Origin of the sequence: Marinobacter algicola DG893 (genome assembly GCF_000170835.1) — a bacterium.
Lineage (GTDB): Bacteria > Pseudomonadota > Gammaproteobacteria > Pseudomonadales > Oleiphilaceae > Marinobacter > Marinobacter algicola.
In genome coordinates this window covers 15,770-41,422 of sequence record NZ_ABCP01000019.1, presented here as the reverse complement: position 1 = coordinate 41,422, position 25,653 = coordinate 15,770, and the positions used below count along the sequence as shown (strand labels likewise).

20 protein-coding genes are annotated in these 25,653 nt (G+C 59.1%); 5 read left to right on the top strand and 15 right to left on the bottom strand.

The window, feature by feature from the left end:
• Position 1: 1 nt before the first annotated feature.
• From MDG893_RS12675 to MDG893_RS12645, 7 genes are all read right to left on the bottom strand, one after another.
• Entirely contained in the window at positions 2–934 is a 933-nt protein-coding gene (locus tag MDG893_RS12675; RefSeq protein ID WP_007154186.1) for a ChaN family lipoprotein, read from the bottom strand.
• A gap of 118 nt (positions 935–1,052) precedes the next feature.
• Complete coding sequence (locus MDG893_RS12670; RefSeq protein WP_157132836.1) at positions 1,053–1,958, bottom strand: heme ABC transporter ATP-binding protein; 906 nt, start codon at positions 1,956–1,958, stop codon at positions 1,053–1,055.
• A gap of 7 nt (positions 1,959–1,965) precedes the next feature.
• Positions 1,966–3,003, bottom strand: a complete 1,038-nt coding sequence (locus MDG893_RS12665) for a FecCD family ABC transporter permease (protein WP_007154184.1) — start codon at positions 3,001–3,003, stop codon at positions 1,966–1,968.
• Positions 2,993–3,850: a heme/hemin ABC transporter substrate-binding protein gene (locus MDG893_RS12660; protein ID WP_007154183.1), complete on the bottom strand. Its 858-nt coding sequence runs from the start codon at positions 3,848–3,850 to the stop codon at positions 2,993–2,995. The genes MDG893_RS12665 and MDG893_RS12660 overlap by 11 nt, the downstream gene beginning before the upstream one ends.
• Positions 3,841–4,938, bottom strand: coding sequence for a hemin-degrading factor (locus MDG893_RS12655; protein WP_007154182.1), 1,098 nt, complete (start codon positions 4,936–4,938; stop codon positions 3,841–3,843). Before MDG893_RS12655 ends, MDG893_RS12660 begins: the two co-directional genes overlap by 10 nt.
• Before the next feature lie 13 nt (positions 4,939–4,951).
• Positions 4,952–6,118, bottom strand: a complete 1,167-nt coding sequence (locus tag MDG893_RS12650; protein ID WP_007154181.1) for an HmuY family protein — start codon at positions 6,116–6,118, stop codon at positions 4,952–4,954.
• Between the two features lie 28 nt (positions 6,119–6,146).
• Positions 6,147–8,189, bottom strand: coding sequence for a TonB-dependent receptor plug domain-containing protein (locus MDG893_RS12645; protein ID WP_040474574.1), 2,043 nt, complete (start codon positions 8,187–8,189; stop codon positions 6,147–6,149).
• A 193-nt stretch (positions 8,190–8,382) separates the two neighbouring features.
• On the opposite strand from MDG893_RS12645, the gene MDG893_RS12640 reads away from it, so the two are divergent.
• Complete coding sequence (locus MDG893_RS12640; protein ID WP_007154179.1) at positions 8,383–10,329, top strand: CASTOR/POLLUX-related putative ion channel; 1,947 nt, start codon at positions 8,383–8,385, stop codon at positions 10,327–10,329.
• Positions 10,330–10,519: 190 nt separating this feature from the next.
• Positions 10,520–12,109 carry an isocitrate lyase gene (locus MDG893_RS12635; RefSeq protein WP_007154178.1) on the top strand — a complete coding sequence of 530 codons (1,590 nt, stop codon included), beginning with the start codon at positions 10,520–10,522 and terminating at the stop codon, positions 12,107–12,109.
• Positions 12,110–12,232: 123 nt separating this feature from the next.
• Here the strand turns inward: MDG893_RS12635 and MDG893_RS12630 are convergent, their stop codons facing one another.
• The 3 genes from MDG893_RS12630 to MDG893_RS12620 are packed head-to-tail and all read right to left on the bottom strand — an operon-like array spanning position 12,233 to position 15,139.
• A complete protein-coding gene (locus tag MDG893_RS12630; protein ID WP_007154177.1) occupies positions 12,233–12,727 on the bottom strand; it encodes an acyl-CoA thioesterase in 495 nt (164 codons plus the stop codon).
• A gap of 41 nt (positions 12,728–12,768) precedes the next feature.
• The gene (locus MDG893_RS12625) at positions 12,769–13,839 is read right to left on the bottom strand and encodes a M48 family metallopeptidase (RefSeq protein WP_040474577.1); all 1,071 of its coding nucleotides are present in this window, start codon (positions 13,837–13,839) and stop codon (positions 12,769–12,771) included.
• On the bottom strand, positions 13,817–15,139 hold the full coding sequence (locus tag MDG893_RS12620; RefSeq protein ID WP_007154175.1) for a YjgN family protein: 1,323 nt from the start codon (positions 15,137–15,139) through the stop codon (positions 13,817–13,819). The genes MDG893_RS12625 and MDG893_RS12620 overlap by 23 nt, the downstream gene beginning before the upstream one ends.
• A gap of 194 nt (positions 15,140–15,333) precedes the next feature.
• On the opposite strand from MDG893_RS12620, the gene MDG893_RS12615 reads away from it, so the two are divergent.
• The 3 genes from MDG893_RS12615 (at position 15,334) to MDG893_RS12605 (ending at position 19,381) form a co-directional block, all read left to right on the top strand.
• Positions 15,334–17,148, top strand: coding sequence for an SLC13 family permease (locus MDG893_RS12615; RefSeq protein WP_040474573.1), 1,815 nt, complete (start codon positions 15,334–15,336; stop codon positions 17,146–17,148).
• A gap of 102 nt (positions 17,149–17,250) precedes the next feature.
• Positions 17,251–18,627 (top strand): selenoneine synthase SenA, encoded by a 1,377-nt coding sequence (senA, locus tag MDG893_RS12610; RefSeq protein WP_040474576.1) that lies wholly within the window; start codon positions 17,251–17,253, stop codon positions 18,625–18,627.
• A gap of 10 nt (positions 18,628–18,637) precedes the next feature.
• Positions 18,638–19,381: a putative 4-mercaptohistidine N1-methyltransferase gene (locus MDG893_RS12605; protein WP_007154172.1), complete on the top strand. Its 744-nt coding sequence runs from the start codon at positions 18,638–18,640 to the stop codon at positions 19,379–19,381.
• Here the strand turns inward: MDG893_RS12605 and MDG893_RS12600 are convergent, their stop codons facing one another.
• From MDG893_RS12600 to purH, 5 genes are all read right to left on the bottom strand, one after another.
• A complete protein-coding gene (locus MDG893_RS12600) occupies positions 19,382–20,023 on the bottom strand; it encodes a methyltransferase domain-containing protein (protein ID WP_007154171.1) in 642 nt (213 codons plus the stop codon).
• Complete coding sequence (locus tag MDG893_RS12595) at positions 20,023–21,597, bottom strand: cation:proton antiporter family protein (RefSeq protein WP_007154170.1); 1,575 nt, start codon at positions 21,595–21,597, stop codon at positions 20,023–20,025. Before MDG893_RS12595 ends, MDG893_RS12600 begins: the two co-directional genes overlap by 1 nt.
• 111 nt (positions 21,598–21,708) lie before the next feature.
• Entirely contained in the window at positions 21,709–22,650 is a 942-nt protein-coding gene (locus MDG893_RS12590) for an alpha/beta fold hydrolase (protein WP_007154169.1), read from the bottom strand.
• Between the two features lie 44 nt (positions 22,651–22,694).
• Complete coding sequence (gene purD, locus MDG893_RS12585; RefSeq protein ID WP_007154168.1) at positions 22,695–23,981, bottom strand: phosphoribosylamine--glycine ligase; 1,287 nt, start codon at positions 23,979–23,981, stop codon at positions 22,695–22,697.
• 21 nt (positions 23,982–24,002) lie between these two features.
• Positions 24,003–25,583, bottom strand: coding sequence for a bifunctional phosphoribosylaminoimidazolecarboxamide formyltransferase/IMP cyclohydrolase (purH, locus tag MDG893_RS12580; protein WP_007154167.1), 1,581 nt, complete (start codon positions 25,581–25,583; stop codon positions 24,003–24,005).
• Positions 25,584–25,653: the final 70 nt, after the last annotated feature.

Sequence of the window (25,653 nt, the reverse complement as noted above, 5' to 3'; positions counted from 1 at the left end):
CTTAGTCACAGGTTGTTTCGGGCGCCTTCCGGAATGCGTCCATCATTGCTTCGTGCCCCCGTGCTTCGTCCCGGTACTCCGGGGGCAGGGGTAGCAGGAAATAGAGATAGTCGCCCTTGTTCCGGTTAGCGGTGACCGGAAGTTCGTCACTGTCGAACTGCTCTTCCTTAAAAACCGGGCTTATGACTGCTACGGACAACTCGGGGTTCCGCTGCAAAAGGGCCTCTACCGTGCCCAGGCGCTCCTCACTGTGAAAGGTGCCCGTCAGGTGAATGACCTGGTAGCCAGGATGATGCTCCCGCGCCGCCAAAATCCGGCTAGCCATGGTGTTATCCCGCAATAACTGGGCGTGATAGGTGTTCTGCAGCCGCTCATTGCCTGCGGCACCATGCCGGCTGCCCATGGTGCCAAAAAATTTTTCCCGGTAGGCCGCGCTGCCTGCGAAGGGCGCGTCTGGGATGTAGGGCTTCTGAGCCGCGTTCAGGTCCGCCAGGTAGTCGGGGCCCTCGCGCCCCACGCAACGAACAATATCACCCGGCGCGTTTGCGGCGATGACCGGTAGGCCCTGTCGCCGGGCAAATTCCATCAGGGGGCGATAGGCGTATTGGTAGTTTGGCCAGGCATCGGCATCCTCCACCAGTTCCATTTCGCCGAGTTTACCGGCCAGGTACCGATCCAGAACCGGCTGCAGGTCCACCTCAAACTGCTCCATGGTCAACACCTGTTCCGGGCGATGCCGGTAAAGGTGAGCCTGCAGCCGGGATTGCAACAGGTGTGATCCCTGGTGGCCGTGGTACTCCCCGATCACGACCACGTCCGTGTCAGCAAGCCGCTTCGCCAGGTCCGCCAGCGATACCGGCATGCCGTCGGCAGCGTCCACCACGGTAGCCTGGTAATGAGTTTGCGGTGGTTCCTGCCTGGGTGCCGGTGTCATCATGGAACAACCCGCAATGAGCGGTATTGTCAGGAGGGACACTGTGATCGATGTGTAGGACATGGAGAGTTGGCCAGTCGGTAGCCCCGTAGGGCCATTATCAGGAATGTTAAAGAAACTATACGATGCTGTGGGGCGTTTCGTCCGTCAATCCTTCCTGCGGCAATTCATGTCTTGTTAGATAGGCTGAATCTGAGCGCATTGGTGTCTGAGGAATTACAAGGGGATAACCTTCAGGCAACAGCTCTACCCGGGAGTGCAAGCCGTACACGTCTCGCAGGTTAGGTACGGTCAGGACCGAAGCAGGCAGGCCGTCTGCGAAAACTTTGCCGTCTTTCATCAGTATTAGGCGGTCGGCGTACTGGGCAGCCAGGTTCAGGTCGTGAACTGCTACCAGTAATCCAAACCCTTCCCTGGCCAATTGGCAGAGTTGCTGGAACACCTGCTGCTGATGCGCTGGGTCCAGGGCCGAGGTACATTCGTCGAGCAGCAGCAAGCGAGGGTCCGGTCTTCCCCAAACCTGTGCCAGCACGCGCGCCAGCTGAACCCGTTGCTGCTCTCCGCCCGAGAGGGTGGGGACAAGGCGGGTTTCCAAGTGTGCGATATCTAGCCGTGTCAGAAGGGCGCGGATGATGCGCTGGCGTTGCGCCGCGTTTTCCCGTGGGCGTCCCAGCGCCACAACCTCCTGTACTGTCATGGGGAACTGGAGGTCGACCTTCTGGGGCATGACGGCCCGGTGACGGGCCAGTTCGGCCCTGGACCATTGCTCCAAGGCTCTGCCATCGACGTGTATCCGCCGGGCCGGCGCCGGTAATTCTCCGGCCAGTGTGCGAATCAAGGTGGATTTGCCAGCCCCGTTGGGGCCCAGGAGTGCCACAAGTTCCCCCTTTGCCAGTGAAAGGCTGACACTCTCAAGAATCTGCCGGTTGCCAAGCCAGAGGTCGAGGCTGTCCACGTCCAACAGGGAGCTTTTTTGCCTTGGGTTTCCATGTTCTGGCGGTTGAGCGTGTGCAAAGGACGTCATCATAACCTCAGGAGAAACGGTTGCGCATCAGCAGCGCGAGGAAAAACGGGCCACCGAGCAGCGCTGTAACCAGTCCGATCGGGAGCTCGGCGGGGGCAACAATCACCCGGGCCAGGCAGTCTGCCAGCACCAGCAATGCACCACCGCCGAGGGCACAGGCGGGCAGGAGAATGCGATGCCCGGCGCCGAACAGTTGCCGGAGCAGGTGTGGCACAACCAGCCCCACAAACCCGATCAACCCGGTTACGGCCACCGCTGCGCCCACGCCCAGGGCAACCAGCAGGATAGCGCTCCGTTTCACCCAGGCGGTGGAATAACCAAGATGGCCCGCGACTGGTTCGCCAAGCAGGAAGGCGTCCAGCGGGCGGGCCAGCAGTGGGGCGATGACAAGGGTGGCCAGCATCCATGGGCCTGCCAGCCACACATCCTGCCACTGGGCGTGTGCCAGGCTGCCCATGGTCCAGAATGTCAGTGAACGCAGAGCGTTGTCGTCCGCATGGTAGGTCAGCAGGCCGGTGCCCGCGACCGCAATGGCATTGATAGCAATGCCCGCCAGAAGCAGCAGGGCGACGTTGGTTTGCCCCTGACGGTGGGCGATACGCCAGGCCAGCAGTGTGGTCAGGGTGCCGCCAATGAAGGCCGCCAGTGGCAGGGCCCAGCGCCCGGTGAGGGCGGTCCAGCCGGCGAGGCCACTGCCACCCAGCACGATAACCGCAACCGCCGCCAGGGCGGCTCCGCTGGAAACGCCAATCAATCCGGGATCAGCCAGGGGATTGCGGAACAACCCCTGCAGCAGGGCGCCGGACACCGCAAGCGCAGCACCGGTGAGCAACCCCAGCAGCAGGCGGGGCAGGCGGACCTCCCAGAGGACGAACTGGGCAGTGGCATCGTTGGGCACGCCACCTGAGATCATCCGCGCCAGGTCCTGCAGTGTCACCGGGTAGGCGCCGCTGGATATGGCCAGTGTGGCCGCGGCGGCGATCAGCGCAAGCAGGGCGCCATAGGCCAGTGGTGCTGGCAGGCGGCGTGCTTCTTCAGTGTGCATGGGTTTCGGACGCTGCATCACTGATGACGGTTTCATCCGGAACGATGGCCGCGACGGTCTGAAATGCCTCTGCAAGGCGTGGACCAAAGCCAAGTAACATCATGGCGTTGGCAGTTACCCGGTTGCCCTGCCTCCAGGCCCTGAGCTGGGTCAGTTCGGGCCACTGCTCCGGCCGGAACTGACCGGGCCGGGCTTCGGCGATCACAATGGCGTCCGGGTTTGAGGCCAGCAAGGCTTCCCGGCTGGCGGGTTTGAACCCGGTTACATCTGGCAACGCACTTTGAAGCCCCAGGGACAGGAGCAAGGCATCGGCCGCAGTGTCCTTTCCACCGAGCATGACGCCATGGTCGCCGGCGGCCAGCAGGATCAACACCCGGGCCGGCGGCTTTTGAACCATGCTCTGCTTCAGGGTGTCGACCTCTTCGGCGATGTCCCGTGTCAGTCGCTTCGCTTCGTCCTGTTGGCCCACCAATTCACCCACCCGGCGAATCCGCGCCAGAGCCGACGTGACGTCCCTCACCACCGGTAATCTCACCACGTCCACGCCCGCCGCTGCGATTTGTTCTAGGGTTTGTTCGGGGCCGGCTTCTTCGGTGGTAATCAACCGTGTCGGTTTCAGGGACAGTATGCCTTCCACTGGCAGGGCCCTTAGGTAACCCACCTTCGGCAATTCCGCGATGACCTCCGGCGGGTAGTGGCTGGTGGTGTCCACGCCTGCCAACTGCGCGCCGGCCCCCAGGGCGACGATGGTTTCAGTGATGGCGCCATCAGCACTGATGACTCTGCTCTCCTCCGCCTGGGCGGTGGTCATTGCGAAGGCGAAAAACAGGGTTGCAATCAATCGCATCGCCGGCTCTCCAGGGTTCGCATCTCATGTTGCCACTGGGGGCTTTCGGGTTGACCGGGCTTACGGGCGCCAAACAGAGTCACGACCAGTTCGCTGTTGGCATCGTAACCTTCCAGGGAAGTCACCGGTCCGTCGCTGCTGGGCCGTTGGACTCGCCACCACTGTCGGATCGACGACACGTTGGCGTGTAGGTTGAATGACGGATCGAGGATGTTCAGCCAGGGGCCGGTGGGAAGCACACGTCCCACAGGGCCGGTGTGGATCTGGACAATGCCTGGGTTGCCGACAAACACCATGATTGGGCACTGGCTTTCCCTAACCAGTGTCAGAAGTTGGCCAAGAACGCTCTGTTCCGGCGTGGTTGCCTCACTCTCATTGGAGTCGAGGCGACTGGCGTAGGTGGGCCCCACCAGTTCCAGCGCCGTCAGCCGATCGACGGAATGTCGCTTGAGCATGGCATTGAAGTGGTGAACATCTTTCAGGCTGGCCCAATCCTGGCGTAGGGCTTCGGCGTCGAGGCCTTGCCTGTCGGCACGTTTCAGGGGAGCGCGCGGTGGCTGGATATTAGGCGAGGTGCTGCCGTCTGCCAGGAATTGCCTCAGCAGTGCCTGCCAGCTTTCAGCGTCGGTATTGTCAGTACGGTAGATTTTCTGGATGGCCTGGCCGTGGGCATCGAAGAACTGCAGGCTTTCCCGTAGCCCGGAACGGACCTGTTCCTGCACATGGTAGCCAAAGTGCCACTGCCGGAAGAAGACTCGGACATCCATCTGCCCGACCGCTAGCCCCATGGCTCCGGAGCTGGCCGTGTGGAAGTCCTTGAAGGTGCCGGTGACTTCATGCACCACGGATTCGTTGCGGGATAGGATCATGACCTCGCCTACGCTTTCCATCGCCTCCAGCAGTGCGGGAAATTCGGGCTTAAGGGGGCGGACATCTTCTGGTTCGCGGCACAGCAGCAATTCCAGTTCACTGACTTGTAACTCGTTGGCGGCCTGGCGGATGCGCAGTTTCGGGTTGTCCTCTCGAAGGACTGCCCAGCGCTGCGCCAGTTGATCTCTTGGTGATATAACGGTGGTGTCAGTTGCCATGGGTCTGGTCTCTTCAGTTCGCTGTGGTCAGTTCGACGGGCATCCAGCGAATGGCCGGATGGCCGCTCTCGCCGCTGTCGTTGTAGTAGCCGGTGACCTGCATCGCGTAGATGGGTGATGTGTCATCGGTGCTGTCGGTGTCAATCAGGTAGACGCGGTAGTTGGGCCAGAGCTTGTGTGCCCCCTGGAGGTTGTAGGCGTACCAGGAGGAATCTGTGAAGATGCCACTGCTTGTATCAGCTTCGTAGTGATGGGTGATGCTTTCTCCGCCCGGGGATACGGTCGCACTGGTGTAGACTTCCAGGTCAGTCCACTCGAAAGCGCCGAATGCACCTCCATCACCATCACCGGACGAGCCGCTGTTGGTGCGCAGGTATATGTCCCGGCCACTAAAACCGAGATTGATATCCCAGTTGTCAGTATCGCAACCAACGATAGCGTCGCTGTCGAAGTCGAAGCAGAGGTCGCCGCCGGTAGCGGGAATGCTACCGGTAAAGGTGGCAGTGCCAGTGAACGTCGACTGGGCTGGCGGTTGCACATCAAAGTCGACCCGGAAGCTCTTGATTCCTTCTCCAGTGCGGGTTGGGAAGTCAAACTCGTTGACCTGTACACGAGCATAGCTACTGCCTTCGGCGGAGCGCACCAGCCAGCCATTTTCGGGGTTAGCCGTCATGTTGCCGTTGCTGAAATTGTAGATGTACCAGTCTTCGCCAAACTGGCTAACCAAGGCGTCATTGGCCCAGGCTGATGGCTCGGACATTTCGGCAAGTAGATGCTCTAACTCGCTATCGGCTGTGGCATTGAGGAACACGCTGCTGTTAGGTTCGCCGCTGCCGGTGTAGAAGTCCGCCTGGTCGGCGGCGACCGCACCCGCGACCTGACCGGGGCCGGAAGCACCGCTGTTGAGCTGAATATTGTTGCGTTTGAATGCCAGGTGCCAGTCGCTGGAGGCGGCAGCTTCTTCGTCAGTCATCGTCAGCACGTTGCCGGTTTCCAGATTCATATAGGCGGCGGTATCGCTGCTGCTGGCATCAATCTGCTGGGCGCTGACGTTATCGGGCAGCCCGTTGCCGCCGCTGTTGTCGTCGGAATCAGAAATGTCATTGCTGCTCCCGCCGCCACAGGCGGACAGCAGTATGCTGGCGCCGGCTATTGAAAGAAGTGATGATGAACGGTTCATAGTTCAGTTCCTTGTGGATTGAGTGGTGCTACAGGTTGTTGCCGAAGCCCAGTGTCAGGCCGACGTAAATAAAGCGGCCTGACACGGGACCGAAGTCACTGGCGTCGTTGAAATTGCGTTGGGCGTCGGTCACGTTGTTGATGCCGGTAAACAGGCGCAGGTGTTGCCCGATGTCCTGGTTGAGTTTCAGATCCAGGGTGGTGAAGGCAGGGGAGGTGGCGTCGGTCTCGGCATCCACGACTTCGTCGCTCTGACTGCGAACGCGGGCTAGCCAGCTCATACCGGGCAGAGGCACTGTGCCATCAATAGACAATTGCCCCTGATGTCTGGGACGACGGGTCAGGCGCTCGTCGGTATCCAGGTCTTTGGTGTCAAGGTAGGTGTAGCCCGCTGAAATTTTCCAGCCGGGCTGTATCTGCCAGCCTGCCGTGAGTTCAGCACCTTGGGTTCGCGCACGTTCAACATTGGCGTAACGGAAGATCTGAACGCCATCGTTGCGACTCGCGGTGGCCTCCGTGTCCAGTTCTGTCTGGATCAACTGATTAACGTCGTTGTAGAAACCATTCACTTCCAGCCAGGCCTTGTTGGTGAAGGTGATTCCTAGCCCAAGTTGGTAGCTGTCGGACTCTTCCGGTTCCAGTGTCGGGTTGCCGTTTACGATGTAGCCCAGTTGGCTGTGGTCGAATACATAGTGACGCTCTTTAAGGTTGGGCACCCGGTAGCCCATGCCCCAGCCACCACGAAGGTACACGTTGGTGGATGTGGTGTTGAACAGATCGTAGCGGGCGTTGATCTTCGGCGCCGTGTGGCTGCCGAAATCGGAATCGTTCTGGTATCTCATGCCCACGACCCACTCCCAGTCGTCGCCGGCGAACCAGGTATTCTGGAACCAGATTTCCTTACCATTCCGGGTGATATCGCCGTCCTCGGTCAGTTCTGTATTCCCGTCCTTGTACTGTTCCAGGCTGTTGTGGTTCAGGTCGACGCCCAGTTGCAGTTGGTGGGTGGCGAAGGGCTCGAACTGCGTCCAGCCCGAGGCCCTGGAGAGGGTATGCGTAGAGTCGCGTAAGTCGAACCGACCAGTGGGAATATATTTGTCGGTGATGTTTTCCAGGTTTTCGTGCAGCAGACTCCAGTGCCACGCTGGACCGTCGACGGGTGTGTGCTGTCCAATCACGTCGCCCCGCAGGCGTTCGACAATCTCGTTCTTGCCTGCATTGAGAGGGTTGCCGGGGTTCGCAAGCAGGTAATGTGACTCCGCATCCTCCCGGAAGTACCCCAGCTGAGCGTATATCCGGTGGCCGTCGGCGGGTAGCCACTCCAGGCGGTTAGCAATATTGGTGCGTTCCACGGCATCGCCGGGGCGCGCCCAGGTCTCCGGCTCCGGATCAATCCCATCGGTTTCCCGTTGGCTCGCCGTTAGGCGCCAGCGCATCGTTTCGCCTCCTACGGAAAGGCTGGCCTGACCGTTTCGCCTCGAAAAGTCGAGGGATTCACCGCTGGGGTTCTGGTCACCGTAAGTGCCGCCATCCACAGTGAATTCACCACCGGCGCCTTCAGAAATCGGGCGGGTGATAATGTTAATCACGCCACCCATGGCGGAGCTTCCGTATTGGGCAGATACCGCCCCTTTCACCACTTCAATGCGTTCGATATCCAGCGTATCAAGTTGGGTGACGTCAACGGACGAGCCGGTAGTGGCAGTCAGCGGCAAACCGTCGATCAGTACGAGCACGCGGTCAGCGTTGAGTCCCTGCATCCACACCTCGTAACCAGCTTTGCCGTGAATCTGCCGGAGCAGGAGCCCTGGCACATTTTGCAGAGCGTCCTTAACGGTACGGGAATGGGTGTTGCGTATTTCTTCCCACGAGACCACCTCGGTACGAACGGGTGTATCGCTAACCTTTCGTGGATTACGGGTGCCGGTCACCACGATTTCGTCGAGGTACAGTGTTTCCCCCGACGGCATTGATGCTGGCGTCGTCGTGGCGGAAAGGACAGAGGATGAGCACGCGAAGAGGGTGCAATAGACAGTGAGGAAACGAGGTAACCGGGCGACAGGCTGGATCATTGAATTCTCATATCAAATACGAATGAGAATGATTGTAATTTAAATTAATAATTAGTCAATAACATGAACACATCAAGGACGTATATTGATGTGAGAGTGATCCAGTAAACCGGCTTGCCAGGTCCAGTGCGGTTTTATTCCATACGTTCTGCGCTATGCTAGCGACATTCCCCATCTGGCCAGAAGGACGATCATGATCCCCTTTCGTTTTGTTGACCGCGTGAAGTTCATCGTTGAGCGCCAACTCGTAAAAGGAGCGGGCTTTCAGTTGTTGGTGGTGGGTGTCTTTATAGGCATCATTTCGCTTGTGGGCGGGTTGCTGGTGATCCCCCTTGGAACGCCGTTTGACGATGTCGGCGACGCCATCTGGTGGGCCTTTTTGCGGCTGACGGATCCGGGCTATCTGGGGGACGATGTGGGTAACTGGCAGCGGTTTGTGTCAACCATCCTCACCATCAGCGGTTATGTGGTTTTCATGGGCACGCTGGTGGCGATCCTGACACGCTGGTTGATCGCCAAGATGACCGACCTGGAACGGGGGCTGACCCCGGTTACCCTGAGAAATCACATCGTGGTTCTGGGCTGGACCAGCCAGACCCTGCCGCTGCTGGGCGAGTTGCTGGGGTCTTCAGGTCGCATGCGCCGTTTTCTGGAAAAGCGTGAAACCAACCGCCTGCGGCTGGTGGTGCTTTCCGAGCACGCCTCGGCGGCCCAGGTGCATGAGTTACGCGACGAGCCCGGCATCGGGCGCAAGTCCCGCCAGATCATCCTGCGGGCCGGCGCTGCCATCCAGCCAGATGCCCTGCAGAGGGTTGCCTGCCTGGATGCGGCGGCAGTGATTGTGCCCAGTGCCTCTCATCAGGCGGGTAGCCTGGTGACGTCGGACGTGGAGACAGTGAAGGCACTGCTGTCCATTGCCGCCCAGGCACGGCATCTGCGAGCATCGCTGCCCTTTGTCATTGCCGAAATACAGGATGTGCGCAAGCTACCGGTGATTGAACGGGCCTATCCCGGGGAGGTGGAAGTTGTCGCCGGTGATGCCACCATAAGCCGGCTGATGGTGCAGAACATCCTTCACCCGGGATTGTCGGAAATTTACAACGAACTTCTGACCGCCGGTGAGGGCTGCGAAATCTACATCCGTGGCGGCGACGCCCTGGCGGGACTGTCGCTTGGCGAATTGGCGTCTTTGCGGCCCCAGGCAATTGTGCTGGGTATTCTGAAGCGGTCGGGCAAGGCCTGGATGGTGAAGATGCCGGCCTCGTCAGACACGGTGATTGAGGCCGGGGACCGGGTTGTCATGATGGCGAGGGACTACACCGAAACCGAGTCGGATCCGAAGGCGGAGCCGTTGCCTGCTATCGCTCGAGGTGAGCCCGTAAGCCGCGCTGTCCCACTTTCAGGTGGGGTTCATCGAATTCTTGTGCTGGGATGGAATCGCCGGGTACCCAGCCTGATCGATGAGTTTTCCAGCTATAGCCAACGGCGGTTCGAGGTGGATCTCGTCTCGGTGGTGCCTGCCAAGGAGCGGGAACAGGAAATTGATCGCTACCTGGGGGGGCAGCGGAACGTGATCTGTCGCCACATCGAGGCGGATTACATGGTGGAAGGCGAGTTGAGGCGGGTTGGGCCGCTCAACTATGACTCCATTATGTTGTTGAGCAGTGATCGCCTGGCGTCCGGGGAGGAAGCCGACGCCCGGGCCATGGTGGGTTACTTGCAGCTGGAGGACCTGCTGAGTGAGGGCGATAAACGCCCGCAATTGATCATGGAACTGAGCGACCCGGACAATCGCAACCTGTTAATGGGCTACCAGAGTGAAATGTTGATCAGCCCAATGATCATCAGCCACGTGCTCGCCCAGGTTGCCCTGCGGCGGGAGCTGAGGGTGGTGCTGGATGAGCTGTTTACGGTGGGCGGTGCCGAGGTGCAGTTCCGGGACCCCCAGAACTATCCTTTGCCTGCCAGCGCGGATTTTCAGGTACTGGAGAAAACGGTCGCTGCGGAGGGAGAAGTGGCACTGGGCATCTGGCGAGCACAGCCCGACGCGCTGGGGCGGCATCTGGCGTTGAGCCCGCCACGAGACGAGTATCTGGACCTGAATCGCGCCGATCGCCTCGTTGTCCTTTGCAACGCGTGAAAGGGTGCTTTGTCATTCATATGAAAAATGCCGAATATAGATAATATAAATTTCAATTATAAAATCAAAGCCACTAAAGTAACTCTCAATGTCAGCGGCCTGGTTGTTTTTTGAACGGACGCTGGCTCGCTGAAGTCGCTTTTATGCTTCATAAAAGAGCACCTCAAACCTTAGAAACAGGACTGAGACCATGCCATACGCAAAAGACGTTGACGCCATTGCTTCCCTGCTGAAGCAAAACCCCACCTGGAACGCGATCAAGCCTGAGCATGCTGCTCGCATGCGCGCCCAGAACAAATTCAAGACCGGCCTGGACATCGCCAAGTTCACCGCGAAAATCATGCGCGAAGACATGGCGAACTACGACAAGGATACGGCTCAGTACACCCAGTCTCTGGGTTGCTGGCATGGCTTCATCGGCCAGCAGAAGCTGCTGTCGATCAAGAAGCACTTCGGTACCACCAAACGTCGTTACCTGTACCTGTCTGGCTGGATGGTAGCCGCTCTGCGTTCTGAGTTTGGTCCTCTGCCTGACCAGTCCATGCACGAGAAGACCGCTGTATCTGGTCTGATCGAAGAACTGTACACCTTCCTGCGTCAGGCGGATGCCTGGGAACTGAACCACCTGTTCCGCGCTCTGGAAGAAGCTCAAAACGCTGGCGACAACGCCAAGGCTGACGAGCTGATCAAGCAGATCGACAACCACGAAACTCACGTTGTACCGATCATTGCCGACATCGACGCTGGTTTCGGTAACGCCGAAGCGACTTACCTGCTGGCCAAGCAGATGATCGAAGCAGGCGCATGCTGTATCCAGATCGAGAACCAGGTATCTGACGAGAAGCAGTGTGGCCACCAGGACGGCAAAGTGACCGTTCCTCACGCCGACTTCCTGTCCAAGATCAACGCCGTTCGTCTGGCCTTCCTTGAGCTGGGTGTGGACGACGGTGTCATCGTTGCTCGTACTGACTCCCTGGGCGCTGGCCTGACCCAGAAGATCGCCGTAACTGAAGAGCCGGGCGACCTGGGCGACCAGTACAACAGCTTCATCGACGGTGAAGTGATCGAGAAGGCTGAAGACATCAACAACGGCGACGTTGTGATTAAGCAGAAAGGTCAGCTGGTTCGTCCCAAGCGTTTGGCATCTGGCCTGTTCCAGTTCAAGCCTGGCACTGGCGAAGACCGTGTGGTTCTGGACTGTATCACCAGCCTGCAGAACGGTGCTGACCTGCTGTGGATCGAAACCGAGAAGCCCCACGTTGGCCAGATCGCTGCCATGGTTAACCGCATCAAGGAAGTGGTTCCCGATGCCAAGCTGGTTTACAACAACAGCCCGTCCTTCAACTGGACCCTGAACTTCCGTCAGCAGGTATTCGACGCGTGGAAAGAAGAAGGCAAGGACGTATCTGCCTATGAGCGCGCCGACCTGATGAATGCCAAGTACGACGAAACCGACCTTGGCAAGCTGGCCGACGAGTGGACTGCCAACTTCCAGCGTGACGGGTCACGTGAAGCCGGCATCTTCCACCACCTGATCACTCTGCCGACTTACCACACGGCTGCTCTGTCCACCGACAACCTGGCCAAGGGCTACTTCGGTGACGAAGGCATGCTGGCTTACGTTGCAGGCGTTCAGCGTAAGGAAATCCGTCAGGGTATCGCGACTGTGAAGCACCAGGACATGGCCGGTTCCAACATCGGTGATGACCACAAAGAGTTCTTCGCGGGTGATGCAGCCCTGAAGGCTGGCGGTAAAGACAACACCATGAACCAGTTCTAAATAACGGTTCGGGTGTTGTTCCCGGGCTTGCCCGGGACCTGCCGCAAAAAAGCCCTGCCGGGATTCCGGCAGGGCTTTTGTCGTTTAAGGAGGTAAGGCCAAGGGGATAGGGAGCGAAATTCCCTAGTGGCGTTCACTCAGCTTCTTGCGGGTTTCCAGGCGACTTTCCCGACGGATTTCGGCGTTGTTGAAGCGGCGTTTCTCGTCGTCGGTTTCCGGCTCTACCGCAGGCACGTCCACGGGATTGTCGTTCTCGTCCAGCGCCACGAAAGTGAAAAATGCGGAAAGGATATGTCGGGACTCTCCGGTGTAGCTGTTTTCCGCTTCCACCCGAGCTCCGATTTCCATGGATGACCCCCAGCTGCGGTTCAGGGCAAGGCTGAACAGCAGGGTATCGTTGCCCTTGGCGGGCGCGCGGAAGTGAATGGAGTCCACCGCTGCCGTGACGCAGACATGGCCGGAGTGTCGTTCCGCCACCACCAGGGCCAGACGGTCGCACTTGGCCATAATCATGCCCCCGAACACCGTCTGGTGTGCGTTCATGTCATTGGGAAAAACCTTGTAGACATGTTTGTCGATGGCAGAGGCCGCAACCGGCCGGGTGGGTCTGGATGGCATCGTGTGTGCTCCCTGTGATGAACATATCGCTACTATACCGATCAGGGCGTCTGTTTAAAGCGTTCGATGCGCTCGCCCGTTTCCGGGTGGCTCGACAGCATGTCGCGAAGGCTGTCCCACCGGCTAGTGCCTTCCTCGGCCTCTGGGGAATGGTCCTCGCCATGAGCAGCCATCAGGCGCTCCATGATGGTAACGAAGTGGGTCGGGTCCAGGTCGTGGTCCGTCATTGCTTTCAGGGCATAGGCGTCGGCCTCCCGTTCCATGTCACGGGAGTAGGACAGGCTCATCATGACCGCCGGAACCACTACGGTTGCGTCGGAAAACGCAGACAGGTCACCGGTCATCATCACGATCAGCCAGAACGTCAGTGACGATTGCACCATGCCTTTCATGCCATGGTTATGGGCGACATGGCCGATTTCATGGGCGAGGATAGCGGTCAGTTCGTTATCATCTTCGGCGAGGTTCACCAGATCGTCCGTGAAGATCATCGTGCCGTCCGGCAATGCCATGGCGTTGGCGCCGATGGCGGGAGACGAGCGGAAAATCACTCTCAGATCCTTGCCCGCCACTGGCGTCAGGAAAGGCTCGAAGTGGGCCTGCAACGCCTGTTGGCGTTCCTCTGAAAGCGAAGAAGGTTCAAGCCAGGTGCTGTCCAGCGTGGTGAGTGTGGAGTCGCCCACCTGCTCCGCTATACTGTCCGGGAGCGCATTGGCCACGGCCTGGGCCGCCCAGGGCACGCCCCAAACAAACGCAGCGCCGGTGGTCGCAATCGTGACGACGACCGCAACCAGAATCAGCCCCAGGTGATTCTCCAGCGCGTGCAGCAGCCGATTGCCACGCCCCCGCCGGGATTGCCGGCTAAGCTGATCCACCGCGGCGTTGTCTTCGGTTTCAAAGACCCCATCGTCAGGCAGGTGGAGGTAGCGGGGGGTGTTGCCAATCCGTGGTGATATGGTCATATCGTCGTGCGCGAGGCGCAGTCGGGTGTCTCCCGCATCAACGATGATCACGCCAGCGGCGGAGCGCAATACTGCGCCCCGCCGGCTGGAGTCATTACCTGAATAGAACTGGCCTTCGATCGTGACTTCAGATGGCGGCGAAGTCGACATCGAAAGCATCTCCCAGTTCCTGTCCCAACGCGCTGGTGCGGTTCTGCTCGGCCGCAACGAAGTGGTTCAGGTCACCGCTGACCATCATGGCCGTGCAGGAGGCCCGATACCTTGCCATGCGCACCTTGGCCCAGGGGGTGAAAAGGCCAAGGGTGAGGACTACGAAGAAACTGTTGGACAGGTAAATCCACACCATTTGCAGCGGTTGCAGGCGGGATTCAAAGCCGTGACGGTCGAGGTGGACGGCATTGAGGAAGAGGTTTGAAATGCCCGCCATGAAATAGCCGAACAGTGTCAGGTAGCCAGCGGCTGCAATGATCGACCCGACGGTAAAGCCGACATAGCGCATGGTGAGGAATGCGGCAACTCCGAAGGCAATAGCGATCAGCAGACCTTTACCGAAGAAACGGTAGTAGGATCCGGTATCGGCTTTGAGTGCGAATTCAGTCGTACCGTATCGGCTGCCGTTAGCGATGAATTCGTGGGTTTTCTTCATCACCAGTGGGGTAAGCAGCAACAGGGTCAGCAGGTTTAACAGTGGCCAGACAAACGCCACCATGAAGGCCTGGCCATAGCGGCCCTGAAAGTCGAAACGGATGTTGCGATAGGCACTGTTGACGGCATTGAACCGCAGCGAGCGCACCATGATCCAGGGTACGAGAGGGATAAATGCAATAGCGAAGACCACGGCGGCCTCGACGTACATCTCTGAAAGCACCACGTAGACAACCAGGACAGCCAGGGCAATCAATCGGCCTTTGAGGATAGTGATCGGGCTGGCCAGGTACTGGAAGCTGGCGCCATCGAGTTTGGTGTTGCCATAGAAGTATTGATTGTTGCGTACCGTGGCCCAGGCCGAATAGATGCCAAGGGTGACAATGGTCAGCAGGATATTGACGATCCAGATTCCGAAATACTCGCGGCCGTTGCCGGTGAACTCCAGCGGTGTCTCCTGTTGTGGACCGGTCGGGGTGGCCGTTGTTGCTGGCTCGGCGTCTGACGGTGCTGGCGGTTGGGCGCCGTCGGTTTCCGGTTTGGGGTTTACAGCAGCGGCCGGCTGTTTCGCAATGTGTACATCGGCACCGGCTTTTGTCAGTCGCTCATGGTAAACCAGGGCGTCCGCGTGACTGAGCCCGGACTTGAGTGTCTTTGTGGCGCCGCTGAAAAGGCTTGCAGTGCGTTCGTCGGAGATCCGGAACAGGGCTTGTACATTTTCCCTGACCTCTGCGTCGTTGAATCCTTCGAGAATCCGCCCGGCAAACGTTATCTGATAGAGTTCGTTGTGGAGTTCCTTGGTCATGACGTCCCTTGTACCTGTTGTTCCCTGATGGGGTGTTCATGTCACCCGTTGTAATCGAAAGGTGTTGCTGCGCTCCTGAAAGACCGCTTCGGGAAGAAAGTTACCAGAAATTCATGCGGCATGCGCGATATCAGGCACAAAAAATCCATGTTAAACCGACGATAAACCGTCGGACGTAAAATTGAGGGGTAGGCGTGACCACAGAGCAGGGAATTGTCTTCGCAGTGTTGGGGGCCACGCTGGCTCTGTTCATCTGGAACCGGCTGCGGTTTGATGTGGTGGCCATGCTGGCGTTGTTGGCGATTGCCATTGCCGGGCTGGTGCCCACGGACGAACTGTTTGCCGGCTTTGGTCACCCCGCCGTGGTGACCGTTGCCGCGGTGCTGGTGATCAGCCAGGGCCTGGTGAATGGCGGTGTGGTGGACAACATAGCCCGGTTCCTGGGGAAGGTAGGGCACCGCCCCACCATACAGGTGCTTACCCTGACGGCGGTCGTTGCGCTCTGTTCCGGTTTTATCAACAACGTGGGTGCGTTGGCGCTGTTGATGCCGGTAGCGGTGTGGATGTCCAGGGAGGCAGGGCGCTCGCCCTCATTGCTGCTAATGCCACTGGCGTTTGGTTCGCTGCTTGGAGGCACCATGACGCTGATTGGTACGCCTCCGAATATTATCATCGCCAGCTACCGGGAAGGCACCGAAGCGTTCGGCCTGTTCGACTTTGCGCCGGTGGGCGCTGCGATCACCTTTGCCGGCATCGCCTTCATTGCCCTGATGGGTTGGCGATTGACGCCCAGAAGGGGCGACGAAAGTGGAGATGACGACAAGCTTTTTAGCGTCGGCGACTATTTGACCGAACTGAAAATCCCTGAAGGCTCTCCCCATGCCGGCGCGACACTCCACAACCTGCTGGCGGAAAGCGGGGAAGACCGGGACGTGGTGGTGCTGGCGCTGATTCGCGACGACAAGCGCCAGCTTGCGCCATCAACCTACAAGGTGCTGCAAGAGAACGACCTGCTTTTGGTGGAATCGGACACCGAGAGCCTGCAGGCGTTTCTCGACAACACCGGCCTGGAACTTGGTAGCCAGGATGACGCCGACACGGAGTCCGAAGAGGACAGTGCGGCACGGAAAAGCCGTAAAAAGGAACTGAATGAAGGCGAGGTGCAGCTGACCGAAGCAGTGATTACCCCTGAGTCTTCCCTGGTGGGGCAGACAGCCAATCGACTCAACCTGCGTGAGCGCAACGGCCTCAATATTGTTGCCGTTGCCCGACAGGGGCATCGGCTGAAGCGCCGTCTGGGGGATATTCGCTTCAATGCTGGTGATATTCTGCTGGTTCAGGGCTTCGAAGACACACTAACCACTACGCTGTCCAACATCGGTTGCCTGCCCCTGGCCGAACGTGGGTTGCGCCTGGGTTCTTCCCGCAAGACCCTGCTGGCATCCGGCATCTTTATTATCAGTATCGTTGCCATTGTCAGCGGTTGGCTGTCAGCCCCGGTTGCACTGGTGTCCGGGGCTGTGGCCATGGTGCTGACCAAACTGATCGACGCCCCCGATGCCTACCGGGCCATCGACTGGTCTGTGATTGTGCTGTTGGCGGCGATGATCCCGGTTGGACAGGCGTTGGAAACCACGGGTGGTGCAGAGCTAATCGCCGGCCAGATGCTGGCAATTGGTGACGGACTGGCTCCGTCGGCCGTACTGGTCATGGTTCTGGTGGGAACCATGCTGTTATCGAACGTGGTCAACAACGCGGCGGCGGCCATTCTGGTGGCGCCTATTGCGCTGAGCCTGTCCGCCGAACTTGGAATGGCGTCCGATGCTGTGCTGATGGCGGTTGCAGTCGGCGCGTCCTGCGCCTTCCTGACGCCCATTGGTCATCAGTCGAATGCGCTGGTAATGGAGCCCGGGGGCTATCGGTTTGGCGACTACTGGCGTCTGGGCTTGCCGCTGTCGATCCTGGTCACTGTTGTTGCCGTACCGATGATTATGCTGGTTTGGGGGTGATGAACGGTGATGAACGGCGATAGGCGCAAACATCGTGAGCGTTCCCTGTGCCAGTCCCTCTGTTATGCTGAAGGTGAGAAACGGGGAATCAACGGAGCCGACATGACGCAGAGCGAACAGGCGCAGAAAACAGAACTTCTGGCTGAGTTGGAGGCCACCCGCCACCGAACCTTTGAACTGGTTAGCTCCCTTAGTGAGGAGCAGCTTGAAGTGCCCTACCACCCGGGTGTAAACCCTCCCCTTTGGGAAATGGGACACGCGAGCTTTTTCTACGAAGTGTTCGTTTTTAACCTTCTGGATGGGACCCCAAGCTACGATCCATCCATGGACGACCTCTGGGATTCGTTTCACATCGATCACGGAGACCGTTGGAGTCGAAAGCTCTTCCCCGGTCGTGAGAAAACCCTTCAGTATTTCAACATCATCTACGATCGCGTTGCGTCGCGCATCGCACAGCAACCACTGACCGACGAAACCCTGTACCTCTATCGTTACGCCATTTATCACCAGAACATGCACATTGAGTCGATGACGTGGTGTCGGCAGACGGTTGCTCTGCCCGCTCCTCCTGGTTTTGTTGGCGCCTTGCCAGAACGCGCGGAGCCTTTGTCCGGCGATGCACTCATCCCAGGTGGCCGCTACCAGATCGGAATGCCGGGCGAGTCTGCCTGCTACGCCACCACCGACTTTGCCTTTGATGGGGAAAAGCCGCGTTTCGAAACCACGGTGGAGCCGTTTGCCATCTCCCGCACCCTTGTGTCCAACCGGGAGTTTCTGGCGTTCGTTGAGGATGATGGCTACCGGCGACCGGAACTCTGGTCTTTCGGAGGGCGCAAGTGGTTGAGTACCGAAACTGATATTTCCCTGGTGCATGGTAGCGCCCAACCAATGTTGCGGGAGCCCAGGCATCCGCTTTACTGGCGCCGGCACGAGGGCGAATGGCAGGAGCGTGTGTTTGACCGCTGGCAGGCCCTGAATCTGGATGCGCCTGTCGTCCACGTCAGCTATTGGGAGGCCGAGGCCTATTGCCAGTGGGCGGGCCGGCGCTTGCCAACAGAAGTGGAGTGGGAGGCTGCGGCACTGGGTAACCGGAGTGGCGAGGAATTTCGCCGTTTTCCCTGGGGGAATGAACGGCCAACTCCCGACCACGCGGATCTCGACGCCACCCATATGGCGCAACAGCCGGTATGGGATTATCCGGCGGGTGAGAGCCGCTCCGGCTGTCGCCAGATGATCGGCAGCGTCTGGGAATGGACCAGCAGTCAGTTTCTTCCCTACGACGGGTTCAGGGTCGATATGTACCCCTTCATGTCGACTTTGCAGTTCGGTGATCATAAGGTGACCCGGGGCGGCGGATGTGCGACATCATCATGCCTGATCCGGGGCACCTACAGGCAAGCCTACCTGCCCCTGCGCAACGACGTGTACACCGGGTTTCGCACCTGTGCGCTGTCGGATTCGGCTTCTGGTACACGCTGAGGATCTTGATATGAATGTCTATGAAACCGACGAACTACTCGGGCAGTACCTGGGGTTCCATTTTGGTGAAAGCCATTTCGGAGTGGGAAATTATCCCGCCCGTTGTGCCGGTATCTGCCAGGAATTGATGGCGGGCCGGGATAAACGACGAGCGCTTGACCTGGGGTGCGCGGTGGGTCGAACCGCCTTTGAGCTTGGGCGGGTCTTTGATCATGTGGTGGGAGTGGACCTTTCCCGCCGGTTTATCGATGCGGCGACTACCCTGCAGAAGACCGGAGAGATCGATTACTTCCGCCGCGACGAAGGGGAGCTTGGCGAACGCGTAGCCGTGAGTCTGAATGCCCTGGGGCTCGACCGGGCGACGGAAAAAGTATCGTTTGCCACCGGCGACGCCAGCAATCTGGGGCCGGAACACGTGGATTATGACCTGGTCTTCGCGGGGAACCTGATTGACCGTCTTCAGGATCCGGGCGCGTTCCTTGAAAACATCCATAGACGCCTGGCTCTGGGTGGCACCCTGGTGATCAGCTCGCCCTATACCTTGATGGATGAATTCACCCCGATTGCCAACTGGATTGGCGGATACGAACGCAATGGCCAGCCCTATACGGTCTATCAGGGTATGAAAGAGATACTCTCACACCATTTTGAAGAGAGTCAGCCGCCCAGGGATGTGCCGTTTGTCATTCGGGAAACCCGCCGTAAATTTCAGCACACCATTGCGGAGCTCAGTGCCTGGCGTCGAACCCGGTGATCAGTCCTGGCGAGTAAAAAAGGCCGTCTGGGTAGGGTGCCCAACGTCGGGTACGTAGTCTCCAATGCCTCCAAATCGCACGTCATAGCTATTGCGCTCGGCCACACCACGGGCCCAGCGCTGGAACTTGGGTCTGTCCCACTCGAATTTGTGGTCTTCCTCGCGGAATTCCCCCGGCGCCAGGTCGAACAGGGGGTTGTACTCCCGATTTGGCGTGGTCATGAACAGATACCCTGGCCGGTATTCGCCGAACACCGCACGTTCCACCCTTGATAGTTGCTCCGGCTGGACATGTTCAATGGTTTCCACCATGGCGGCCGCGTCGAAGCCGGTCAGGGTCGGGTTGCTCTCGGCGTAGGAGCCGCGGACCAGTCGGATTCTCGGGGGTTCCTCGCGCAGGTACTCAGCAAGCACAGCACGGGCCTGCTGCAGAGAAACGCCGGAATCCTCCAGGCCGGTTATGCTCTCGAACTGTTCGTCGGCCAGCATGCGGTAGAGCAGGGAACCGGAGCCGCAACCCAGGTCGAGTACGCGCTTTGCCCCGGTCGACTTCAGGGTACGCAATACGAAATCCAGACGTTCCTCGTGGAGGGAGGTCATCTGGGTCATCATGCCATTGTCCGGAACCTTGAGTTCGTGCATCAGGCGTTTGCGTTCTCCATTGGTGGTGGTGCCTGACGGTTGCGATGCAACACCTGGCTTGCCAGGGCGACACCGGTTTCACTCATCGTCAGGTAGGCTTCGTCCGCACCGGCTTCACGAATTCGTTCTGCTTCGTCGGCGTACAGGGTATGCGCCACGATATAACCAGTGAACCCCTTTTTTCGAAGGTTTCTGGCGGCGATCAGTTTGCCTTCAATGTCGCCCATGGCAAGTATGACGGCTTCAACCGCCGGCATGTGCAGCCCCTGCCAGAAAGAGATGTCCTCCGCGTCACCAAAGACCACATTGCGTCCTTCCTTCTGGTGTTTTTCCACCTTTGCCGGATCGGAGTCAAGCGCCTTGATCAGTGGCTCCTCATGAGCAAGCTGGTCGTAGGCGGCTGAGCCGGTGCGCCCCATACCCATCACGAGTAATCTGGTGTTACCCAGGGAGATGGGTTGCTCGTCGGGGTGGCGCCGCTGGCTTTCGAAACGAGCCAAACGAGCACTGAAGCGCTCATAGACCGCGTGGGAAAGCCGGTTCACGGGGGCAGACACCACGAAGGACAGTGCTACGGTGATGGCCAGGGGGACCAGCCACTCCGGCAGGGCGACACTGGCCACAATAAGGCCAAACTCGCTGTAGTTGGTCAGTGACAGGGCGCTCAGGAAACTGCTGCGTGAGCGCAGGCGGAACGCCAGCAACAGGAAGAAAAACAGAACCCCTTTCAGGGGCACTACTAGTAGCGCTACGGCTGCAAATAGCAAAGCGTCACCATCCGGCAGGCCGCCGATACCAATCTGCAGGAAAAAGCCCACCAGGAACATTTCCTTGACGCTCCAAAGCGACTTGGCCAGTTCCTGGGCACGTGGGTGATTGGCCAGCATGGCACCCAGCACCAGGGCGCCAAGCTCCGAGCTCAGCCCCACCGCTTCAAAACCGAGCCCACCAAGGACCAGGGCCAGCAGGAGTCCAAGCAGGACCAGCAACTCATCGTGTCCACTGGCGTCCAGAAGTCTGAACAGCAGAGGTCTGAGCAGGGGCAGGCCGAAGACGACCAGTGCCCACTGGGAGGGCGTCTGGCCAGCGGCCAGGCTCATCACCACGAGGGCAATCAGATCCTGCATGATCAGGATTCCGATAGCGACGCGCCCATGGAAGGCTCTTAATTCACGCTTGGTCTCCAATACCTTGGCCACCAGCACCGTACTGGAAAAGGAGAGCGCAATGGCGAGCAAAAATGCGGTCTGCCACGTGAGCTCCATCAGCAGATAGAGGCCGGGGGTAAATACCGCACAGGTGATGCCAAAGTGCAGCAGACTGCCACCGATGACTTCAGGGCTGATGATGGTGCGTAGCTTCAGCTTCAGGCCGACGGTAAACAGCAGCAACAGGACGCCGAGGTGGGCAATGTGTTCAAGAACATTGGTGGCTTCAATGGCGAGGCCAGTGGCGGCAGAGAGGCCGCTCAGCACAAACCCCGCTGCCAGGTATCCCACCAGGGGCGGCAGGCCAATGGCTTTGACCGTCAGGCCGAGGACAAAGGCAAAGGATATCCATAGTGCTTCGGGCATGGGTCACGTCACGGTTAAGAAATACGGCTCTGGCAAGGCTACCGTGTTTCTGTCGGGCCGTGTAGTCAAAACTGACTTGTCGTGCCAGTTACGACTCGTTGGCGATCAGTTTCACTGGCCGGTGGCGGTTGCCACGAACTCGCGGAACAAGCGTGCGGATTCTTCCGGCACCTCGACCATGGGAGCGTGGCCGACGCCTTCCAGAAGCACTTTACGGGCATCGGGGATTCGCTCGACGAACACATCAGCGTTGCGATAGTTGATCACCCGGTCTTCCATGCCCCAGATCACCAGAACCGGTGCCTGGATGCGGGTGATGGCGTTGCGGAAGTCGTCCTCGTAGCCGGTGTCCCGGATGGCGTCGAAGATCACTTCGTTGACATCACGGTTGGCGATGGCCTTCTCTTCCATAACATCGTAGATGGGCCAGGGCACAAAGGGTTTCTTTTCCAGCGCAAAATCAACCAGGCGCTCAAAGTCGCCCTCCTTAGAGGGAATTAGCGGATTGTCACCGCCCATGACCAGGCCCACCAACTCACTGTCGTACTCAAAAATGCCCGCCGGATCGAAAAGGACGGCGGTGTGGATCTGTTCCGGATAGGTCGCTGCATAGAGAGCGGTGATGGCGCCGCCCATGGAGTTGCCTATCATGTGCGCTTTCTCGATGCCCAGTGCATCGAGAATCCTCGCCAGATGCCCGACCTGATCCTCGAATCGATACCCCAGGTCCAGCTCCTTGCTGCTGTCACCATGGCCGGGCAAATCGATGGCATAGACGTTGAATTCGCCCGTCAATTGCCTCGCCAGCCGGGTCCAGTTGTCCTTGTTGGCACCGAAACCATGAACGAGAACGAGGGTGTCGCCATCCATTGGCTCTGCATTGCTCAGGTAGGCAATGGTCATCTCGCCAACGGTGATATTGGATTCCTCCAGCCCGGCGCTGGAACGTTCCCAGCCAATGGCATTGTCATACAGAGCCTGACGGGAACAGGCACTGATCATCAATGTGATGATCAGTATTGCGATAATCGACAGGACAGATCGTTGGGCCATCAGAGCGTTCCTTGCGAAGAGTGGGCAGATTCGGGCCTGGGTTATCAGGTGTTTTCCCTGGCAATGGCGCGATAGGCAATGTCCTTGCGATAGAAGGCACCGTCCCAGGAAATACGCGCCGCCACCTCGTAGGCGCGTTTTTGTGCCTCAGTGACGGTATTGCCCAGGGCCGTGGCGCACAGCACTCGTCCACCGTTGGTGACCACCTGCTCCCCGTTCAAACGGGTACCGGCGTGGAAGACCTTCTCACCCTCGGTTTCCGATTCTGGCAGCCCGGAAATGACGTCACCCTTGTTATAGCTGCCAGGATAGCCGCCTGCGGCCAGAACAATGCCCACGGAAGCGCGCTCGTCCCAGTCTGAACGGCACTGGTCAAGCTTGCCGTAAATGGCGGCACCGCAGAGTTCCACCAGATCCGATTTCATCCGCAGCATGATGGGCTGGGTTTCCGGATCGCCAAAGCGGCAGTTGAATTCAATAACCTTGGGGGCACCTTCGCCATCGATCATCAGGCCGGCGTACAGGAATCCCTTATAGGGATGGCCTTCCGCCGCCATGCCGCGAACGGTGGGATAGATTACCTCATCCATGATTCGCTTATGGACATCCTGAGTGACCACTGGAGCCGGGGAGTAGGCACCCATGCCGCCGGTGTTGGGGCCGGTGTCGCCATCGCCCACGCGTTTGTGGTCCTGGGAGGTGGCCATGGGCAACACATGTTCGCCATCCACCATCACGATAAAACTGGCTTCCTCGCCGTCCAGGAACTCCTCGACCACCACGCGGCTACCGGCATCGCCGAAGGCATTGCCCGCCAGCATGTCGCGGATGGCATCTTCGGCTTCTTCCAGCGTCATGGCGACAATCACACCTTTGCCGGCGGCAAGGCCATCGGCTTTTACCACGATGGGCGCACCTTGCTTTCGAACATAGTCCAATGCCTGGTCCACGTCGGTGAAATTGGCGTAGGCGGCGGTAGGGATGTCCTGACGGTCCAGGAAGTCCTTGGTGAAGGCCTTGGAGCCTTCCAGTTGCGCGGCACCGGCGCTGGGGCCGAACACCCGCAAACCGCGCTCTTCGAACAGGTCCACAATGCCATCCACCAGCGGCGCCTCGGGGCCGACAATGGTCAGGCCCACATGGTTGGCCGCGGCAAAGTCCGCCAGACCGTTGAGGTCCATGACATCAATGTTGATGTTCTCCAGGCCGGGTTCGCGGGCGGTGCCAGCGTTGCCCGGCGCGACAAATACACGATCCGCGTCCGGTGATTGGGCGGCTTTCCAGGCGAGGGCGTGTTCGCGACCGCCGGAGCCAATAACAAGAATATTCATGGTCGGTTCCTGTGTGTCGGATTAGTGCCGGAAGTGGCGCATGCCGGTAAACACCATGGCAATGCCGTGCTGGTTGGCAGCGTCGATCACTTCCTGGTCGCGCATGGAGCCGCCTGGCTGGATCACGGCGGTAATGCCGGCTTCAGCGGCGGCGTCGATACCATCCCGGAACGGGAAGAAGGCGTCCGAGGCCATCACCGAGCCTTTGACTTCAAGGCCTTCGTCGGCGGCCTTGATGCCGGCGATTTTCGCGCTGTATACCCGGCTCATCTGGCCGGCTCCCACGCCGATGGTGCGCCCGGCCTTGGCGTAAACGATCGCGTTGGACTTGACGTACTTGGCCACTTCCCAGGCGAACAGCAGATCGTTCAGCTCCTGCTCGGACGGTTCGCGCTCGCTGACCACCTTGACGTCTTCCATCGCCACCATGCCCAGATCGCGGTCCTGAACCAGAAGGCCACCGGTGACGCGCTTGTAGTCCAGGGACTTGGCGCGCTCGCCATCAAATTCGCCGCAGGCCAGCAGGCGGACATTCTTCTTGGCGGCAACCAGCTCCAATGCCTCCGGCGCGATGGTTGGGGCGATGATCACTTCCACGAACTGGCGGTCAATGATGGCCTTGGCAGTTTCCGCGTCCAGTTCTCGGTTAAAGGCAATGATGCCGCCAAACGCAGAGGTGGGGTCGGTGGCGAAGGCCAGGTCATAGGCCTGGAGGATATCGGCACCGATGGCAACACCGCAGGGGTTGGCGTGCTTGACGATCACGCAGGCGGGATCGGCGAAGGGCTTGACGCATTCCAGCGCGGCATCGGTGTCGGCGACGTTGTTGTAGGACAACGCTTTGCCCTGGAGCTGTTTGGCCGTGGCAATGCAGGCCTCCCTGGGGTTGCGCTCGGTATAGAAGGCAGCACGCTGGTGGGGGTTCTCTCCGTAGCGCATGTCCTGAACCTTCAGGAACTGGGTATTGAAGGTACGAGGGAAATCAGCGTTGTCGTTATCGGCGGTGCGACCACCAAGATAATTGGCGATAGCACCGTCATAGCCGGCAGTGTGCTCGAAGGCCTTTACAGCCAGGTCGAAGCGCGTGGTGTAGCTCAGCTCGCCGTCGTTGGCCTCCAGCTCTTTCAGAACCCGGCTGTAATCGGAGGCGTTCACCACAATGGCCACATCGTTGTGGTTCTTGGCGGCCGCGCGAACCATGGTTGGCCCGCCAATGTCGATGTTCTCAATGGCGGTGGCGAGATCGCAGTCCGGCTTGGCAACGGTTTCCTCGAAGGGGTAGAGGTTTACAATCACCATGTCGATAGGATTGATGTTGTGCTCCGCCATCACCGCGTCGTCGATGCTGCGACGCCCCAGGATGCCGCCGTGGATTTTCGGGTGCAGGGTTTTAACACGGCCATCCATCATTTCCGGGAAGCCGGTGTAGTCACTGACTTCGGTGACGGGTACCTGGTTTTCCTTCAGGAGGCGAAAGGTGCCACCGGTAGAGAGCAGTTCGATGCCGCGATCGGTCAGTGCACGGCCGAATTCAACGATACCGGTTTTATCAGACACGCTGATCAGCGCACGACGGACGGGGGTATTAGCCTGATTTGCCATGGGTCACTTATTTCTGCTGGGTATGAACGAATGAAGGCCTCGCGAATGATGTCCGGGAGGCCCTCGTTGC

Coding starts and splice junctions, on each gene's coding strand:
- MDG893_RS12675 (WP_007154186.1), bottom strand. CDS start 934: ATGACACCGGCACCCAGGCAGGAACCACCGCAAACTCATTACCAGGCT.
- MDG893_RS12670 (WP_157132836.1), bottom strand. CDS start 1,958: ATGACGTCCTTTGCACACGCTCAACCGCCAGAACATGGAAACCCAAGG.
- MDG893_RS12665 (WP_007154184.1), bottom strand. CDS start 3,003: ATGCACACTGAAGAAGCACGCCGCCTGCCAGCACCACTGGCCTATGGC.
- MDG893_RS12660 (WP_007154183.1), bottom strand. CDS start 3,850: ATGCGATTGATTGCAACCCTGTTTTTCGCCTTCGCAATGACCACCGCC.
- MDG893_RS12655 (WP_007154182.1), bottom strand. CDS start 4,938: ATGGCAACTGACACCACCGTTATATCACCAAGAGATCAACTGGCGCAG.
- MDG893_RS12650 (WP_007154181.1), bottom strand. CDS start 6,118: ATGAACCGTTCATCATCACTTCTTTCAATAGCCGGCGCCAGCATACTG.
- MDG893_RS12645 (WP_040474574.1), bottom strand. CDS start 8,189: ATGATCCAGCCTGTCGCCCGGTTACCTCGTTTCCTCACTGTCTATTGC.
- MDG893_RS12640 (WP_007154179.1), top strand. CDS start 8,383: ATGATCCCCTTTCGTTTTGTTGACCGCGTGAAGTTCATCGTTGAGCGC.
- MDG893_RS12635 (WP_007154178.1), top strand. CDS start 10,520: ATGCCATACGCAAAAGACGTTGACGCCATTGCTTCCCTGCTGAAGCAA.
- MDG893_RS12630 (WP_007154177.1), bottom strand. CDS start 12,727: ATGCCATCCAGACCCACCCGGCCGGTTGCGGCCTCTGCCATCGACAAA.
- MDG893_RS12625 (WP_040474577.1), bottom strand. CDS start 13,839: ATGTCGACTTCGCCGCCATCTGAAGTCACGATCGAAGGCCAGTTCTAT.
- MDG893_RS12620 (WP_007154175.1), bottom strand. CDS start 15,139: ATGACCAAGGAACTCCACAACGAACTCTATCAGATAACGTTTGCCGGG.
- senA (WP_040474576.1), top strand. CDS start 17,251: ATGACGCAGAGCGAACAGGCGCAGAAAACAGAACTTCTGGCTGAGTTG.
- MDG893_RS12605 (WP_007154172.1), top strand. CDS start 18,638: ATGAATGTCTATGAAACCGACGAACTACTCGGGCAGTACCTGGGGTTC.
- MDG893_RS12600 (WP_007154171.1), bottom strand. CDS start 20,023: ATGCACGAACTCAAGGTTCCGGACAATGGCATGATGACCCAGATGACC.
- MDG893_RS12595 (WP_007154170.1), bottom strand. CDS start 21,597: ATGCCCGAAGCACTATGGATATCCTTTGCCTTTGTCCTCGGCCTGACG.
- MDG893_RS12590 (WP_007154169.1), bottom strand. CDS start 22,650: ATGGCCCAACGATCTGTCCTGTCGATTATCGCAATACTGATCATCACA.
- purD (WP_007154168.1), bottom strand. CDS start 23,981: ATGAATATTCTTGTTATTGGCTCCGGCGGTCGCGAACACGCCCTCGCC.
- purH (WP_007154167.1), bottom strand. CDS start 25,583: ATGGCAAATCAGGCTAATACCCCCGTCCGTCGTGCGCTGATCAGCGTG.